The organism is Wolbachia endosymbiont (group A) of Lypha dubia, assembly GCF_964028575.1.
GTDB lineage: Bacteria > Pseudomonadota > Alphaproteobacteria > Rickettsiales > Anaplasmataceae > Wolbachia > Wolbachia pipientis.
In genome coordinates, this window is sequence record NZ_OZ034796.1 from 1,038,424 (window position 1) to 1,056,345 (window position 17,922).

General features: G+C 34.1%; 10 protein-coding genes and 1 pseudogene. 6 read left to right on the forward strand and 5 right to left on the reverse strand.

The genetic code is table 11. The features are described 5' to 3' along the window. Positions 1–40 precede the first annotated feature (40 nt). A complete protein-coding gene (locus tag ABWU72_RS05355; protein ID WP_182365070.1) occupies positions 41–2,941 on the reverse strand; it encodes an ankyrin repeat domain-containing protein in 2,901 nt (966 codons plus the stop codon). Positions 2,942–3,539: 598 nt separating this feature from the next. Here ABWU72_RS05355 and ABWU72_RS05360 point away from each other — a divergent pair. Together ABWU72_RS05360 and ABWU72_RS05365 are read left to right on the forward strand one after the other, a co-directional pair. After that, positions 3,540–3,887, forward strand: coding sequence for an IS630 transposase-related protein (locus ABWU72_RS05360; RefSeq protein ID WP_155968342.1), 348 nt, complete (start codon positions 3,540–3,542; stop codon positions 3,885–3,887). Between the two features lie 28 nt (positions 3,888–3,915). Then, positions 3,916–4,398: an IS630 family transposase gene (locus ABWU72_RS05365; protein ID WP_231115908.1), complete on the forward strand. Its 483-nt coding sequence runs from the start codon at positions 3,916–3,918 to the stop codon at positions 4,396–4,398. Between the two features lie 583 nt (positions 4,399–4,981). Here ABWU72_RS05365 and cifB read toward each other — a convergent pair. Next, positions 4,982–8,481, reverse strand: a pseudogene (gene cifB, locus ABWU72_RS05370) (cytoplasmic incompatibility factor CifB). A gap of 75 nt (positions 8,482–8,556) precedes the next feature. Next, on the reverse strand, positions 8,557–9,981 hold the full coding sequence (cifA, locus tag ABWU72_RS05375) for a cytoplasmic incompatibility factor CifA (RefSeq protein ID WP_155968735.1): 1,425 nt from the start codon (positions 9,979–9,981) through the stop codon (positions 8,557–8,559). 290 nt (positions 9,982–10,271) lie between these two features. Here cifA and ABWU72_RS05380 point away from each other — a divergent pair, with 290 nt between their 5' ends. Continuing rightward, positions 10,272–12,653, forward strand: coding sequence for a hypothetical protein (locus ABWU72_RS05380; protein WP_341819771.1), 2,382 nt, complete (start codon positions 10,272–10,274; stop codon positions 12,651–12,653). Positions 12,654–13,355: 702 nt separating this feature from the next. Here ABWU72_RS05380 and ABWU72_RS05385 read toward each other — a convergent pair. Together ABWU72_RS05385 and ABWU72_RS05390 are read right to left on the reverse strand one after the other, a co-directional pair. Next, on the reverse strand, positions 13,356–13,895 hold the full coding sequence (locus ABWU72_RS05385) for a pyrimidine dimer DNA glycosylase/endonuclease V (protein WP_010082266.1): 540 nt from the start codon (positions 13,893–13,895) through the stop codon (positions 13,356–13,358). Next, positions 13,896–14,792, reverse strand: coding sequence for an Rpn family recombination-promoting nuclease/putative transposase (locus tag ABWU72_RS05390; RefSeq protein ID WP_265017944.1), 897 nt, complete (start codon positions 14,790–14,792; stop codon positions 13,896–13,898). 129 nt (positions 14,793–14,921) lie between these two features. Between ABWU72_RS05390 and ABWU72_RS05395 the strand changes: the two genes are divergently transcribed. From ABWU72_RS05395 to ABWU72_RS05405, 3 genes are all read left to right on the forward strand, one after another. Beyond that, entirely contained in the window at positions 14,922–15,833 is a 912-nt protein-coding gene (locus tag ABWU72_RS05395) for a helix-turn-helix domain-containing protein (protein WP_010962718.1), read from the forward strand. A gap of 169 nt (positions 15,834–16,002) precedes the next feature. After that, positions 16,003–16,659: a RadC family protein gene (locus ABWU72_RS05400; protein ID WP_265039536.1), complete on the forward strand. Its 657-nt coding sequence runs from the start codon at positions 16,003–16,005 to the stop codon at positions 16,657–16,659. A 100-nt stretch (positions 16,660–16,759) separates the two neighbouring features. Further along, on the forward strand, positions 16,760–17,893 hold the full coding sequence (locus ABWU72_RS05405; protein WP_007549714.1) for a hypothetical protein: 1,134 nt from the start codon (positions 16,760–16,762) through the stop codon (positions 17,891–17,893). Positions 17,894–17,922 lie beyond the last annotated feature (29 nt).

Below are 17,922 nucleotides of genomic sequence, written 5' to 3' on the forward strand. Positions count from 1 at the left end.
CATTGTTGTGTAACAAGTCATATACAAAGCTATGGTCTACTTACAAGCAGTGCCTTATGTTGGCTTTTTCTATTTTTAACTCATCCATACTACAGCTTGGCAAGCTTGAATAGCATAAGGAATCTTTTTGTTCTTGCGTTTGTTTTGCCAAGGCCTTATTTCTATAAAGTAGGGGTTGAAAATGATCATGGCCTCCATTTACCATATGTAAGGCACTATTGTGACTATAATCTATCTTACCTGCTTTTGATCCTGAGCTATCTATTAACTGATGCAAGAACGGATCTTGTTGCTTATCAATAGTGTGCAATGGGTTACTTTCTGCAACATGCAATTTCACACCATACTTATCACAAAGTACTCTGCCCTCGATATCGGAACGTCCCCAAAATTCATTCTTTCCAATGCTATTGATATATTGGTTACACGTAATTCCACGATTTACGAGCTCACTTTCAACCTCATCAAAGTCATTGCCAATTTTACTTATAAACCACTCTGGAGGATTGTCTTGCGCAAATCTCTTACACTCATTCCTTAACTGCTCTACAGTAACTTTGATTCCCTTCTGTTGTTCTAGACTTTGCCTGAATGAATCAAAAAAACAGCTTCCATTATTGATTGCGTGCCCTAAATAGAAGTCATCAGGTATGTTTGATTTTTGCTCTTTATCACCTTGTTTTTCTACCTTTTCAATAATTTCTTCCTCTAAACCAAAAATCTTACTCCAGTTGTATTTACCTTCTAACCCCAATTTTTTACTTTCCTTTTCTGCTGCTTTAGCTAAGTCTGTTTTAGAAATATCCCCTTTTTCTTCATAGAACCTAGATAAAGTTTTAAAGATGTCTATCAGGTAAGTTTTTATGTCAAAATTCTTCTCCTTTTGTACAATATTAGACTCAATATTGCGTAAATCTTGTAATAACTTATGCCTTCTAGCAATTTCCTCCATAGAATCCCTTCTTAACTCTTCACGTTCTGTCCATTTGTTGTTAGACTCGCTTATTACTTCAGGACGCATTAATTTTCTAGACCTTTCAAAATATCCCTGTTCAATAGCATTGTAGACCGAGTAGCCACCGAGCGCGCAATCATTGCCTAACTCTTCTTCGCGACCTTTGAATTTTTCTAATATTTCTTCTCTATTACTCACTTCTACTATAATCTTGCTTTTATCCTGTATGTCAGGATACAGTCTAAGGTCTATATTTCCCAAACTAGTATAGAAAGTTAATACTATATCGCTGCCTTCTGTAAGATCTGTGTAATACCTTATGCCGTTTTCGGTTATAATTTCCATCTTACTTTTGCCAATTTTTATTATATCCCTTCTATATGATTCCTGAATTAGTTCCAGATTTCTTGTTCTATCTGTGATTCTTGCAACATCTATTATACTATCCTCTGAGTATTCTAAGTAAAATACATTATTATCGATTTTTCCATCATATAGTTGACCGCTGGTAGCAGCCTTTGCAATTCTAAAAAATTCCTCAGTATTACTAACATACTCTAAATGAGCACTGATCATATTAGCCTTATGAGCTTTGAACTTTAATTCTATTGTATCAATGACTTTTAAACTTTCTGACCTTTTTAACTTTGCTCCTCTTGATATTAATGTACATACTATATCACTGGCAATTCCATAGCTTCCTTCTAGCTGAGCAATTTTTTCTAGTACGTGATCTGCAAAGTAATAATCTTTGTCTTTAGCAAAATTTAATCTCATTCCAGAAGCTATAATCTCATTTACAACTTCTTGTAATTCAATCATGCTTTTAGCTTTTACTACCTTACTTAAAAACTCATTGCGTTTAGCAAGGTAATTTATTTGATAAATCTCTGATAAAAAACTATCGCATTTTTCATAATTGTCTTGTTTTTTACCTATAAAATCAGCTGCTCCTGCTTTTAAGAGCAAGGCTTTTACATTAGGAAATTGACGAGATGGCGAATCAAGAAGTACTGAACTATCATCCTTAACATTTAAAACTATCTTTAAGTCGTTGTCATTTTCATATTGATTTAAAAACTTTCTTAGATTTTCAACCTCTGGATCATAAGCATTATCCCAATCTTCATCAGAACTTGTAGCGAGAAGCATTTTACCTAGTTGCTCTCTTAATTTTTTTTGACTATTAGTTAATAAACATCCTATAATGTTGTCATTATCAATTGCAACTTGCAGTGGAGTTTTTCCATCGTTATTTTTTATGCTTAAATCAGCTCCTTTGCTTATGAGCAAATCCATAGTTTTTCTGCTTTGATCACTACACTTAGCAGCATAATAGTGTAAAGGTGTGTTACCTTTTTCATCTTGTATATTTGGATCAGCTTTTGCATCTAAGAGATACCCAAGATCTTCATATCCACTAGAATAAATAGCAGTATCATGCAAAAGTGTTTTACCTTTATTATCCTGCATATTTAGATCAGCACCAGCTTTGAGAAGAGAAGGAATAATTTCGTCGTATTCGAGAAACACGTTCAATATTGTTGTTCCTAGATGCCCTCTTTTTAGATTAAGAACGTACTTCAGGTCTTTATTTTTCTCGTTACTTTCTAAAAACTGCTTAAGATTTGAAAATGAGTCATAATTTCCCATATTAAAATCTTTTATAATACTATTGAGTAATTTTTGATTTAACTTTTTTTGACTCTCTTCCAGTCCTAAGTTAGGTGCATGAATAAGCCACTCATCTATTAAATCCTCTAAGTATTTTTTATCATCTATCAAACTTCTATCAGCCGAAAATAAATCTCGCTTAATGAATTCATAATAACTATCTACTGGTAATCCAGTTGCTTCTGTTTTTGGGCTACCTATTTCTGAAAACTCTTGTCCAGCACTTAGGTCACACTTCAGTTTTTGCTCATCAGTGTGTTTGCTTTGTTCACTGATAGGTTCTGCAATATATTTTACTGACCCTGTATCCATATTACCTCCTAGCTCTAGATATAGAATATATTATATAGAATGTGTAGTATGTGTCAAGTTAATTTCAACATAATCTTTTTACTACTCATATTTTTGTTAAGTTTTTATGGTGAGTACTGCTAGGTTAAAAGTTGTTTATTACTGGAAGTTTTAGCCAATTTTACTATAGATCAACAAAATTGAGAACACCAGCTATATTTAATATATAGGAATATGATGCTTTAAAGGAGTACAAAAACTGCTGAAGCTTATACAGTAACCTGCGGAGCCACTTCAGCAGAATAAACAAACATATGCTAGTATTAGTAGAGAATTATTTATAAGTCAACTAACTTTTTAAAAAAATATTTTAGTGAAGATACCATGCTAGCTAGTGTTATAAGGAATTGAATTATTGACTCTTCCTAAGATTGCAAAAAAGGTCGTATATTTGTGAGAACAAGCCGCGTAAAAATAAGGTTATAAAAATAGAAGATTTAAATTATTTCAATAAGCTTAGGCAAAAAAGTTCGTATGTAGATATGGATGAAATGGGCTAATATAGCTATAGTACTTCCCAAAGTAAATGATAAAGGTATAATAAGCTATTTGAGTTATAATGGCGTATAGTGTGGATTTAAGGGAAAGGGCAGTATCGATGATAGAAAAAGGGAAGTCAAAGGTTGAGGTGGCAGAGCTTTTGGAGATAGGAATAGCAACTCTGTACCGCTGGTTAAGAAAGAAAGCCGCTGGTGAAAGCCTAAGGCCATCGAAAAACGGCAGCTTTATTCGAAAAATAGACCCAAAAATACTCGAAGAATATGTTAAAAAGAATCCAGATCATACGCTGGCAGAGATGAAACAAAATCTTGGATTTGGAATAAATTCAATTTGGTATAGGCTGAAACAGCTAAGAATTACTTTAAAAAAAAGTTACACTATATCAAGAGCGCAATCAAGAAGATAGGCAGCGATTTACCGATAAAATCTCAAAAATAGACCATTCCAGCATCTTATATATAGATGAAGCAGGAGTTGATAATAGGTTATACCGAGAGTATGGACGTGCTCCAATAGGAAAGAAAATTTATGCAGATATTCCAGGAAGAAAACGAGAGAGAATCAGTATAATAGGCGGGTGGATTGGAAAGAGATTTATTGCACCAATGACTTTCAAAGGTGGGTGTGACAAAGAGGTATTCAATACATGGTTAGAGAAGATGTTATTACCTAAATTGCCACATGGTACTACAATAGTTATGGACAATGCCACATTCCATAAAACTCCCAAAACAAAGGAGTTAATAGATAATGCTAGATGCCGTTTGCTCTATCTACCAACATATTCACCAGATTTGAACCCTATAGAGCATTGTTGGAATACCATCAAAAGCCGCCTCAGACCTTTAATGCATAAATATACAGACTTACAACTTTTGGTTGGTAATACCATAATGGAAATTTATCATTCATTTTAGAAAATACTATAGTTTTAGCGTATAGTTAAATTGTTATATTAAAAAGTTCGTATGGTACATATGGTAGACCATCGCATCCCAAAGAAAAATGTTCTCACGGGTAGCGGTTTTTGTTGCTGGAAATGGTTGGATTATTTAAGTTATTAGCAATATATAATACTAAATTAATAGTAATTCATTTGAGAACAAAAAGAAAAATTTATGATAATTTTACATTTCAAATGGATATTGTTCTTTTTATAAAAAATATTCCTATACTATGTAAGGTCAAGTTCTAATCACATCAATTTTTCTTCCAAATTAAATCTTATCTTTTACAGTGGATCTTACGTTTAAATTATTTTATATCCAAAATTAAGGAAGTTATTCTAAACGGTACACAACTTCAGCATCTAAAGCTAGCTGATTTTAAGAAAATATCGCTCTCATGAATGTGCTTTACGGACAAAAGCTTTATTAATATCTTCTATATTATTGTTAATAAACAACCCCCCAAAAAAAATATGCAGAAATAAATTAAAAGACCCATTACAACCAACGCGTAAATATGGAGTAAAGAAATACTTCATTCACCTATTAACCTCTACCTACTGCCTCTACCATTGCTATGATCATAAACTCTATTCACTCCATCAATTTCATCCAATACAGATTGCGGACCAAAATCAATTGATATCACTCTTTCTCCGCCTAATTGCAATGCTCCCCCACCTCCACGCTGTGGATATTGGAGTTCTAAAAATTGTAATAGTAATGGATCAATTTCATGTTGAATTCCTGGACGACCTTGAATCAATCTACCCCTAGGAGAAGATAGAGAATCATTTTGGAATAATTGTGAAATATTTCTTCTCCGATTTCTAAAGTATTGTTCATTTCTTTGAGGTTGTCTAGTGTCATTTCCAATTCCTGCACTAAGAAGACCACGTATATAACCTATAATACCTTCACCTTTCTCTCCAAAGTTACTATTTCCCTGTAAAGCTTGATCAATAGCTTGGTTAATATCCCTAGCATTTTCGTATGCCCATATGCCACAATTATGGCCATCTGTTTGCTGATGAACGGAAACATCATGGACATTATCATCGCTAATATCACATTCTCTTAAAGCTCCTCGAATATTATTGTCAATACGACTATCTGGACCAAGTGAATCAGCATAATACCCATAATAATTTCCATTTTGGTGGACAATAACTAATGTAACCCAATGACGATTACCTACATTAATAATAGCAGTTAATCTATCTTTTTCACCCGAATCTACTTTTTGTTTAAAGTTATCTATGTTACTACTTAATAAGTCCCTACCTGTTGGATCATTTTGATTTCCATCGACTCCTACTGAAGTTATTGCAAAATCATGACGATCATTAGTTGGATTAGATCGATCATCATGGAAAGTATATTGTCGTGCAGCGAAAAACATGTCATGAGTTTGTAGCCAATAACGGAAATTTTGATTTTCTGTTGCAAAGTCTAGTGCAAGTAGATTATGCACATCTTCTATTTCACGAGCGTTGTTTCTACGAAGGATAGTGTTTATTTGTTGTAATATTCCTTGTGCTGTAGAAGTACCACCTCCCCTTATTCTTGACCTTAATGTTTCTATTGCCTGTGCTCTAGTACCTTGCAAGTAACTAAATGGAACGTGCAGATTATCATCTATATCAAGCAAAAAAATCGAGTTCTGTCCTGGTCTTTTTTCCATGTAAAAGCGCCTGAAATTTTCACGAGTTTGATCTGACAATAGATTTTCTGGTGGATTTTCATCAATAACACTTTCAGGTCCCACTAATACTTCTGGTCTTGAGTCATGACCACGACGATCAAGTCTATGTACATACACTGCTTGTTGTGGAAGAGATATAAAGTCTTCTGCTCTCTGTGCACCTCTATTAAATACAGCATAAGACAAAACCACCTCATTTCCAGAAGTAATAGGCAAATATCCCCTTTGTTTGCTCATCAATTCTGTTATTTTGTACCTTGCCTCGTCTTGCTCCTGTTCTACTTCTTCTGCATTATCAGCAAATCCTAATACATATCCAATTGGGTGAGTATCTGCTGTAGGTTGTCTTAATAATAGAAGACCTAGTCTCTGTTCTGTAACTCTTGTAAGTATTACCCTTTCTCCTTCTTCTTCCTGCCACCTTTTTAAACTATATGTTTGACCAACTTTATACATAGCAAGCACTTTATAAGGATTATCACTAGCATAAAATGTACCATGTAGTATAGAGCGAAACTTATCTTTGCTATTTACATCTATTATCATATTGCCATGCGTATCTTCTGGCATTAATACTGCAGAAATGTTTCTAAATAATTCTTGATGCTGAAATCTATCTTGCCAGCCATCATTCATAACTTGATTTAAAGCATTATGCACATTTCCAGCATTAGGCACTTGCACAAGATTACCACCAAGAAAATTATTTGCATTATTATTTTGGTAATTGTGATATAAACCAAGGTTATCTGTATGAATATTAAGGCCAAGTTGATTATTAAGTGTGCATGAAACTTCCCGTACATGAACATTATTTCCGTCAACATTAAGATCTTGTAAATTGATGGCTCCTTGTTGTACAGCGTTGTTATCTCTAATATGAAGTATAACTATATCAGAACCTTGAGTATGGAAGACCATGGTTAAAGCATGATTCTCATCACCATATCTAAATATATACTTTCTTACACGTTGTTGAACTGCGTTTACTAATCTGAACTCTTCTAAAATACTATTCCCAAAAGCAAAACCAGTTATGCAATCAAATATTCTGTTATAATTCTCTGCATTTCTTGGTATTTCGTTAGGAAGATGTTGAAGCAAGAAATCTCTAATATTTTCTCTAATTCCTTCATCCTCCAAACACTCAAATAATCTTTGTACCAAAGGAAATCTATTCTCTAAAAACTCTACTGTATCAATACTAAAAGGATCTATATTCAGATTAAAATTTAATCCAATACAAACAGCATTTCTTGATTCAGTGTGAATAGATATAAATGAAGAAGCATGTAATCTTTTAGCATCAGCTCTAGCGCGGTTTAATGCAATATCAGACGATGTCCTCCATCTAGTAACATTAATAACGATAGGAATGTTTTCTCTCTCTGCCTGATGACATATAAGAAAAGCAACATATGAATTTCCAGGAGACAAGTCAAGGTCAATATCTATTGTGTAGAGATGAATAAAATTTGCCAACAAACCTAAGAAAAATCCGTGACTCTCAAACTTTTGACTGCGATTTTGAATGTCATTTTGTAGGCTGCCTAGGTAACTACGATAGATTCGAGTTATGTATGGCAAAATTCCTTCATTTATTCCACGTTCTATATTTATTCTTTGGTTACTTGCTAGCACTTCCATAAAACTGAAATCCCTTGCTGACCCGGTGCAACTTGCACAAAATTGACCAAATGACCAAGCTGTACTCTCTGATCTTGATTGAGTCGTATACTTCCTATTTCCTTAACTGTCAACAAACTGCGTGGCGCAGGCGCATTAATCCCCTTAAGCCTATTGCGTTCTATATGCCTAAGAAGGCTAATCTCAGACGCTGAATATTTAGCAAATCTATCTCTACCTTGAGAATCTTTTTCACGAATCACCTCGAATACTGTTGCAATCGCCTCTCCCTGACTCTTGCCCTTTCCATGCATGCATACTTTGTATTGCTCAAAATTTAGGTCTTCTTCCCTTAAATTTGGATTTTGCCCTCTAATCTCTCGCACTAGAGCATTTCTTTCCCTTGTACTGAACCTTAACCCATCACTATTAAGACGATCAGAAATACTGTAGCATCTGACAACTTGCTGTCCGTCACGATAAACAGCGACTTTTAGGTTCCCTGTATTTCTATTTCTACCACCTGTATCAATACCATGATTATCAAAACGAAAATACACTCTCTCATTTGCTTTTAAGATATTAGCATCATGAGCAGTAGCAAACATACTGAAAAAGAATACAGGAAGGAAACGTCCTGTACTTACATGATACAAGAAAAATGGACATTGATCTAAAAAGGATTCAAACTCTTGTCTAAAACCATCAAGATCTCCATCCACTAAACTTCTTATTAAAGACACAAAGCACCTCTCTATTTGCTAAGACCAGAAAAACCACTCACATTAATGAGTAGACTAGATTCTTCTTTTCTTATGAGAACCAGAAATACCACTCACACTAGGAGCTTCAAACTCAGACTGTGGGCCATCACCAGAACCATCAAGTGGCAAAGATACCTTAGATTGAGACCGCAAATTATTCCAAGGACCATCACCTACAGAAGGTAAAGTTACTTTCTCTAACTGAAGAAATAACTCTTCTGCAAACTTGCCGTAATCTACACCTTTCCTCTTTCCTTCCCTACCACATATTCTAAGATTTTCTATCATGACTTCTTTAAAAAGGTCAAACTTTTCAGGAAAGCAACCTTTGGCAAATGAAATCATATCTAATATTTCTTCTTTCTCTATTTCCCTATCGGGCTTACAAACATCTTCTCGTTTCCAATTAATGATTAATCCCCCAAGTACACTCTTTATAGGAACTGTATAATTAGAAGTATTAACAGAGGTCTCTCTGTATTCAGCAAAGCGTTCACATTTCCAAATCTCCATAATAAGGGATCTAGCTTGAACACTTAACTCAGGATTTTTCAACATCACATTTGAAAGTGAATAAAGAAAAAGTTCATAGTCTTGCTGTGAGAATATCTTGTCCGAACAGTCTCCTCCTGCTGAAACGCCTTTATAACACCAGCACTGTACCAAATCATGAACCGTATCAAAAAAACATGACTCTATTAATTCAGCAAGAAGGGAATATACTCCCTTATCTTTCTGCAATAATTTCTGTAAAAGAGTATCTTTATCGCCTATATTCCTTACACAAAAATCTAAAATAGGAGCGTCTTTCTCAACAGATTGAGGACGAGAAAGAGCAACAATAGCTTCTGTAAGCTTCTTCTCCTTATCTTTTTCCTCTAACTGATTATAAAAATACTCTACCCCTTCGCTCCACTTAAGTTTTACAGCACTGTCAAAACCTTCTACTGCATCATACTTCTTTAATTCCCCAGATTCTCTATCGATCCAGAAATCAAACACAGGACCATTTCTCTTCATGGATGATAGCAGAATGTTTCTTACATATTGATCACTGATCGGATTACCTTGACTATCTACCTCTTCTGAAGTAAATTGACCTCTAGAGAGTACAAACTGTTTGTTGAAAAAATCACCTATCTTGCCCGTTATACAGTACCTAGATGCCATACCATACCTTGGTAGTGGGTTATCGATTTCTCCTATTTTCTCTTCAGTCAATTTCTGACCTAAAACAGTATTATTTAACCTTGTACCTAACCAACAACCTTCATCTCGAAAAACATTATATAAGAATTCCAGCTTATCATCCTTAAAAAGTTTGATATACTCTATATAGGTCTCGACCCACCTTTTAATAGCTAACTTTCTTCCAGCCGCAATGTCACGATCTGTATGTTTTATCACATCTTGTAGCTTTTTAAGCACTTCAGCCTGACGTTTTGTTTCTATTGGCATTTAAACCTCCCTATATCATGAAAACAACGCTATGGTACTAAATTTGTAACTAAGTTACAACACCTAATTACTCCAGAAAGACCTATTTGATACCCAAACGTTCTGGTCAGGCCTAGAGAAATCTGTCTGGAATTATTGAGTATTTTCTAGAAATCTTAATTTGACAGCTAACACCAGGTTTTCTGGAGACTATAGGTGATGCACTTTTTCTATTTATATTCCCAAGAATAAGGTCAGTAGATATGTTGTTTTCCAGAAGAATATTAGTAAGATTAATTGGAGAAGTGCTTATGACTTTAACTAAGTGTGTTTTAACTTCGCCCTTAAGTTCTGTTCAGCAGTATCTGTTAGTGTTAGGTAAGGTTATGGTTGTAAATACAAAATCCGATCAGCAGAGGGCTGAAGATGATCTATATACTGTTTTGAGATTCAAAGAAAAAGGAGATTTTGAAAGACGGATAAGAGAACTGCTTGTTAACGATTATAAGAAACTTAAAAAACCACTGAGCAAACTCCTTGGTAAGTTAGAAAGTAAAATAAGGACTGATAAAGAGAATAACCAAGCAGCCAGAAACGTTTATGATCAAATCAAAAAATCTAAAACTAATGAAGATAAATTAAGTAATTTATTGAACTTTAAAAAACAGCTAAAAGCTTTCCTAAAAAATCAAGATGATTGTAGTATTGTGTTAAATGCGATTGACTCTGCAAGTGTTATCCCTGTTATTGAAGTTAATGGTGTGCATCCAAAAGATAGTGAGATCAAAAAGTTAAAAAAAGCTCAACCTCTCACCTCTAACAGACAAGACTTTGAAGAAGCTCTAGGATACATAGAATCACAAGAAAAAGTTATGGGGATTACATTAGAGGAAATTATGGAATACAAGCAACACTCTGTTAAGATTTTTCTACTGAACCGTGTTCATTCATGCAAAAATGGGCATTCTCAATTGCATCCTGATGTAAAAGAAGCTATAGCAATATTATCAAATGATAAGCTGAGAGCTTTCTACGATGAAGAAGTAAAGAAGAAGACGCTACAACCAATATTGTCCTACAAAGAATGTGAACAATTATATGATAAAATTAACTATGAAAAAAATGAATCTCGTATTATAATCGAAAGAGAAGAACTTGGAGAGAATGTTAGGAGGGTAATGGGAGTGAAGCGCTTTACGAATGAAAGCAGTAGAGAAGATCAGAAAAATGGTACTAGTCCAACAGGAACTTCTACAAATTATAGACAAGAGCAAGTTGCCTCTAGTGGTGATAGAACACTTTATAATAGTGATATACCTTCACTAGGTAGATCGATTAAGAGCAGCCGAAGTGCACTGTTTATGCCATTTGGAGCTTCTGTTGATACGAGTACCCCGATTAAACCTGCCAATCCATCTAACCTAGTTACCACTGGTGAGAATTATACTAGTAATGCAGATCTGAGTGATGAATTGAACGTAAGTGAAGTAACTAAAATTGTTGAACGAATGGAGCTATTATCCAATAGTTTAAAAAAAATCCAAGAAATTGTGGAAAAGCTGGGTAATACTACACTAAGTGAAGAAGTGATAGTTCATGAGAGACATTTCAAAAAGTTTATGGATTTTGTAGGAGAAATTCTCGTAGATATTGGTACAAGATTACCACAAAGTGATTCTAAAAGCATGTATCTTGAACAAAAATTGAAGGGATTGGAAAAGATGAATGAATCCTTAGATAACAGTGTTCAAGAGTTAGAGAAAAAAGTAGATAAACTTGAAAAAGAGAATAAAGATTTTCTAGCAGAAAATGATGAACTTAAGGAAAAACTTGCTACAGCGAAAGAAGAAAAGGAATTGCTATTTAATAAAAAAGAAAAGATGCAGGAAGTTATAAATGGGCTGAATGAGAACAATCAACGATTAATGCAAAAAATAAATGGGTTAGAAGATGATTATGAGTATTTGTTAAGAGCGGAAAAGACAAAAAGAGAAACCGAAGATTCGTGTATACAAGTGGAGGATGCAGATATACCGGAAGGAAAAGCTGAGTTATGTAAAGACTATGAAATTAAACTAGTAAAGCTGGAACAAGAGATAGATGCAAAAGGGAAACAATGTGAGGAATTGCTATTAGAAAATAGTATATTACGAGGAAATATAGAACGATTAAAGGAAGAGAATAAACGATTAGAAGGCATTGAAGAAAGCTTTAGTATCGATCCCTCACATTTTTGCTCTGTAAAAAATTTGCATGATGAGCTTATTCTAGCTAATGAACAGCCGGAAAATATTGATATATCAATCCAGGATGAGATGGATTCAAAAGTTGCCACTGAGTCTGTGGGTGTTAATGTAAAACAAGGTTATAGTAAAAGGACTAGCAACCTATCTCGAGTCTCTGAACAAAGTTCAGCAGTAAAATCTCAATTCTCAGAAGCAAGAGCTCAGAGTAGAAAGCAAATAATTTATGCCTCTGCTTCTCTTATATTATCTGGAGTATTTGCTGTTGGCACAAGTTTAACAATGTCTCATTTAGGAATATCTATTTCACTTGCTTTGACTGCATTAACTTTCCTTACATTGGGATGTTATTGTTCATATAAGGCAAGTACAACGCTTAGGAATATTGAACTTGATCGAACTTTTAAAATGGCTGATCATGAAGCTGTTTTTATGGTTCCCAGCTTATAACTATGTGGAAAAATATATTGTTTTACTCACCCCAAGAAAAGAGATAATGGGAAAGATAAAAAGGTCTATCAGTTCTCGGTGCGGCAGATTAATTTCTGACGGTGATATAGAGCATTACTTATTTCTCTAGAGAATAGGAAATTGGCGAATAGAGTTCTAGGTGTAGAAGGAGATATAGATGAAGAAAAGACCAGATTTAGTAGAAAAATATAAGGGCTTCTTTGTAAATGATAGTAAGGGAACAGCAAAGTAGTTATATTAAGGGACTGGTTTTATGTTCTGAACTCAGATTTTCGTTAGGTTATAAAAGAAGTAATATCGAGACCTTACTTTGAAATTCCAGATTATCAGAGTACTTTGCTCTTCTGAAGTGAGTGATGTTGGAATACCTCTGGATCGCAGTACTAATAACCAAAATTAAAGAGTAAATAGTTTATAATTTAAGTATTTATAATAGAGAAATTAGCATGTATCTAAATTTGAGCAGCAAATACCTTGAAATTACCATCAATTCAGTAAAATTGAAGAGTTTTAATGGTTTAATCATGTAAAGTATTCAATAAACTGCCGTTTTTAAATTTTATCAGACTCAGTTAAAAGAGTGGAGATTTTAATGATTTACCTCAAATCTAATTAAGAGTTAAAGTGAGAAGATGTTTTAGTTTTTATGCACCTTCCTCTCTACTAATTAAGGCGTTCTTTTTATTTGCGGCTTTTCAGACGTACGATTCTGCTTAGCAACCAATCCGGTACTTCTCTACCCTTTTCCCACTTAGCAAACCTCATCTTTTCTTTTAGGTAGTACTCTCTGTAAGCTTTTACTGAATGACTAGACTTATATTGATCTGGTAACGCCTGTACAAAAGGCTTTATATCGGTTGATTGAAAAACAAGCAAATTCTTATTACTATCACACCAATCTATAACTTCTTCTGATCTATGTTTTCTTTTATATCGCCAAGTATACTCTTTGCACAGCTCCCTTCCGTATTTTATTAACCAGAAAAAGTTCCCTTTGGATTGTCTAGCCCATAGAGAACAAGGGTGGTTTTTGTGAGTAAGTTTATATGGAACTTCTATATTCTGGTCTGTGATGCTGACTAAAGGATTTGGCACTTTTAATGCTATTGAAAAAACATTACTCAGTAACTGAGCAGTTTCTAATAGCATTTTTACTATATGCTTATCACATAACATTTTTGCCGCAATCTCTGGGTTTTCATCTAGTACAAAGATGTTCATCTAAACATCCAAAGAGCTTAAGTCTTTAATTTCATTAGCTGTAAGACCAGTAGTTTGAGCTATGATATCAATAGAAACTCCTGCTTTAAGTAGATTCTTTGCAACTTCAATTTCCCTCTCTTTTCTGCCTTTTTCATGTCCGATGAGGATGCCTTTTGCAGTAGCATCATCAAGTTTTTGAGCAAGGACAGCCTGTTCATCAAGAATACGTTTTATTTCCTGTTCATAGGCAATAAATTCTTTTTCTGACCAGTTGAACCTATTTAGTTCTTCATAGGCCTTTTTAATTATTAGATCACTACCTATTATTTTTTCCAGCTCTTCTTCACTAGTCTCATCTGCATATTTAAAGAAGTAGACCCATTTCTCAACAATACTTGAAAGCTGATCTTCTTTGGTTTTTGGAAATTTAGGCAACTCAATAAATATAAAGTAAAAATCTTTTAGATCATGTTCATTAGTATCTTCATCGCGAATGGTATGCTTTGACTTATACTCAGACTTATCAGGAAATAAAATACAGTCTGCTATAGCAATAAAGATAATTTCCTTAAGGTCATGATATTGATCGCCTTTGTCAGCCTGTCTTGAATAGGCTTTAGCAGCATAGTATTGAGCACGTTTTTCAAAGCCCTTAGTTTTAGCGACCTGCATTTCGACTATCACTTGCAGCCCATTTTTATCTCTACAAAGAGCATCAACAATGCTTTGTTTTTTAGAAGCAATATCAGGATCTTGAATAGTACTTAAAAACTCTATATCCTGTATTGCATTTGTTCCAGCAAAGCCGAGAATATCATTAAGAAAGTGAATAAGGATATCTTTATTTTTTTCAGTACCAAAGATGCGCTTGAACGATATATCATTCTTGGGATCGAGAAACTTCGAAAGAGCCATAGGAAATCCACTTAAAAAGCATTAATAATTATACACAATTGTGAAGAAATATTCAACTAAAATTCAAACATAGAAAGAAGCATCCCTTTTGTATATCTTTATTTGGTAGTATTAACCTGTATAATATTTATGGCAAATATCTCGATAAGGTACAAAATAGCACAAAAAGTAAGGAGCTGGAGGTTAAAGCGAGGTTATACTCAAAAAGATTTAGCGGGAAAAATTGGCGTAACGTATCAAGTAGTACTACAATATGAAAAAGGAACACGTAAAATTTCGATTGAGAAATTGTATGCTATAGCAGAAGTGTTATCGGTTGGCATCATAGATCTTATTCCTGTATCAAGTGAAAAAATTTGCCTTAAAAACGAAGAAGAGGAAATATTAAATCTAGTAAGAAAATATAAAACGATTAATGATCAAGAGTTGCGCAAGGTGTTTTACTTGCTAACAAAATTTACCCGAGTTGGTGAGAAAAGTAGTAAAAAAGCAGAGAAGGTAAAAATTGCAAAGGGTATGGTTAAAGCAGGAATTTCTGTTGATATTGTTTCACAAGCAATTGGCCTCTCTGCTAATGAGTGTGTTGAAGAAAAAACAGGTTCTATCTACTACCAAATAGGAAAAAAGATAAAAGAATGGAGGCTAGTGAGAGAGTATACTCAAAAGGATTTGGCTGAGAAAATGGATACAACACGTGATGAAATAAGCAACTATGAGCAAGGACGTGTGGCCATTCCACTGGAAAAATTATATGCAATAGCAGAAACATTATCAATTAGCATTACAGATCTGCTCATAGAGGAAGATGAGATAGTAGAAAGTGAGCTACCTGATTTAATAAAAGAATACAAAAAAATTGAGAGTCAAGAATTACGCTATGCGCTAATAAAATCTCTGTTTGAAAGCATACAAATTTGCGAAGAAAAAGTGAAAAGAGCAGAAAAGATGAAAATTGCAAAGGATTTAGTGAAAGGAGGAATTTCTACCGATATTATTTTGCAAATAACAGGCCTCTCTTTAGGCGAAATTCAACAGATTTAAAATAAAAAATCAGTATATATTAATATCTTTACTCTTAGATGAAAAAATAAGTAAAAAAGATTGAGAAATTGATTTGACTTCACTCGAAAGCTATGGCTTTATGCCAATGCTGATAAAAAACAGCAGTAAATATCTAAAAAAAGTTTGTTGTTAGTGAAAGGTAAATTATATGAATAAAAGTAAAGAAGAAATCGAATTCAGAATATTAGAAAGCAAAGGCAAAGCACTACTTGATCGTGAAATAATGGAAACGTTTCTAAGTGCAGTACATGAAAGCCCACAGGCTCAAGAAATTGCTAAAAATTTGGTGAATACTTATACAGGAGTAGGAAGGATTTTAGGTAGAGAAATGGATGACCTGAAAGTTATAGAAGGAGTAACTGATTCTGCAGTAGCAATGATTATGTGTGTTAAGGAAACACTAGAAAGGGTACTGAAAGAAAAGCTTAAGAGTGAGCCAATCATGGACTTACAAGGGATAGTAGAGTACTTAAACGTAAGTATAGGCCACTCAGAAAGGGAATGTGTAAAAATACTGTACTTGAATAAAAGGCGTCAACTAATTGGAGAAGAATCCTATATTGGTGAAATGGAAAAAGCATCAGTATACATAAAGGAAATTACAAGAAAGGCATTAATGAAAAATGCAACATCAATAATAATGTCACATAACCATCCTGGAGGGAGCTTAGAGCCATCAGAAGAAGATCAAGCAGTAACGAAGAGCTTAGCAGCAGCATGTAGTACTGTAAGCGTAAAATTGTTTGACCATATTATCATCACAAGTGGAGGCTATTTCAGCTTTCGAGAAAATGGATTGTTATAGTAGAAAGTATTTGCAAATCTACTCATTATAATTTATAATGAGTAGTAAGATGTATAAAGTTTATTGTACGCTTAAAAAGTATTTTTAATATGAGGTTTATATGACTAGTAAAGATCGGAATAAAAAGACTAATGTTAATCACAAGAAAATATTTGGTGCTCTTGAAGGCGTTGATATAAAGCAGTCTAAATTTGTGAGTAAAATTAATAACCAGAAGGAGATAAACCGGGAGGCCTCCCCTAGCAGAAACATTCGCGAAAACAAAATCAACTACGGGAAAAGCCTTGACTATGTTTATGGCACAAAACCTTTAAATGATCAAGCAGAAGATTTAAATCCATTTGCTTCAAATTTGCAAAAAATAAAACCAAGTGCAAGCGAAAGTGAAAAGTTGAGCTGGTTTAAGAGTGCTGTAGTAGAGACAAAAAACGTAAATGCATTGCATAAAGTTATAGAGCAAGTATTAGCCTCTGGAGCAAGAGTAAATGCATGTAATGATGGGGAGTGGAGCTTCGCAGAATACATGATATTGGGCACACACTTTCACAGATTAGAAAAAAGTGATCGAAAAAAGATAATGCGTAAGCTAATGCTAAGTGGTGCAGAGTTTCATGATACTCTACTACAGAATAAACTGATAGGTGAAATCTATAATGAGCTACAACCAGAAGTTCAGCCACAGATAGATGAGAGACTAGAAGAACTAGAGAAAGCTGGCGAAAGTGCTGTGCAAGAAGGAGAATTAATAGATGTTGAGATAGATAATACAACATCGTACATAGAGTTTTCTGGGAATAGCAAGGTAGAGGTAGCCAAAATACTGAGAGAGTTAGGGAGTAACATTTTAAAAATGGGTAATAATGCAGTTGAGATCAGAAGGGAGGAAGGAGGTGCAAGAAATTACGTTGATGTATCAGATGGTAGCTCCGTTGTGTTAGAATTTCCTACAAGCCTTGGTAAGCTAAATATTGTATTGTACCAGGACGTAAAAAACTGCAGTCAGGTACAAGTAAAAGTAGCGGATAAGGAAATGTGGGCTGAATTACAAAAAAGAGGAGAAGAAATTGGAAAAAATTGCCTTTTTGGGGGAGTGAAACTTAAGAAAGTGGTAGAAAGAGGTAATTTCACTAGGTGCGGCATATGGAGTGAAAAGCAGAAGGAAGTAAGTGAAAAATTGTTTTCATGGGCAGACAAAGTACGTGAAAATAGTAAAGAAACTTGTAGGGCACTTTAATTCATCAATTTAAAGGTTCCAGAGTCTGG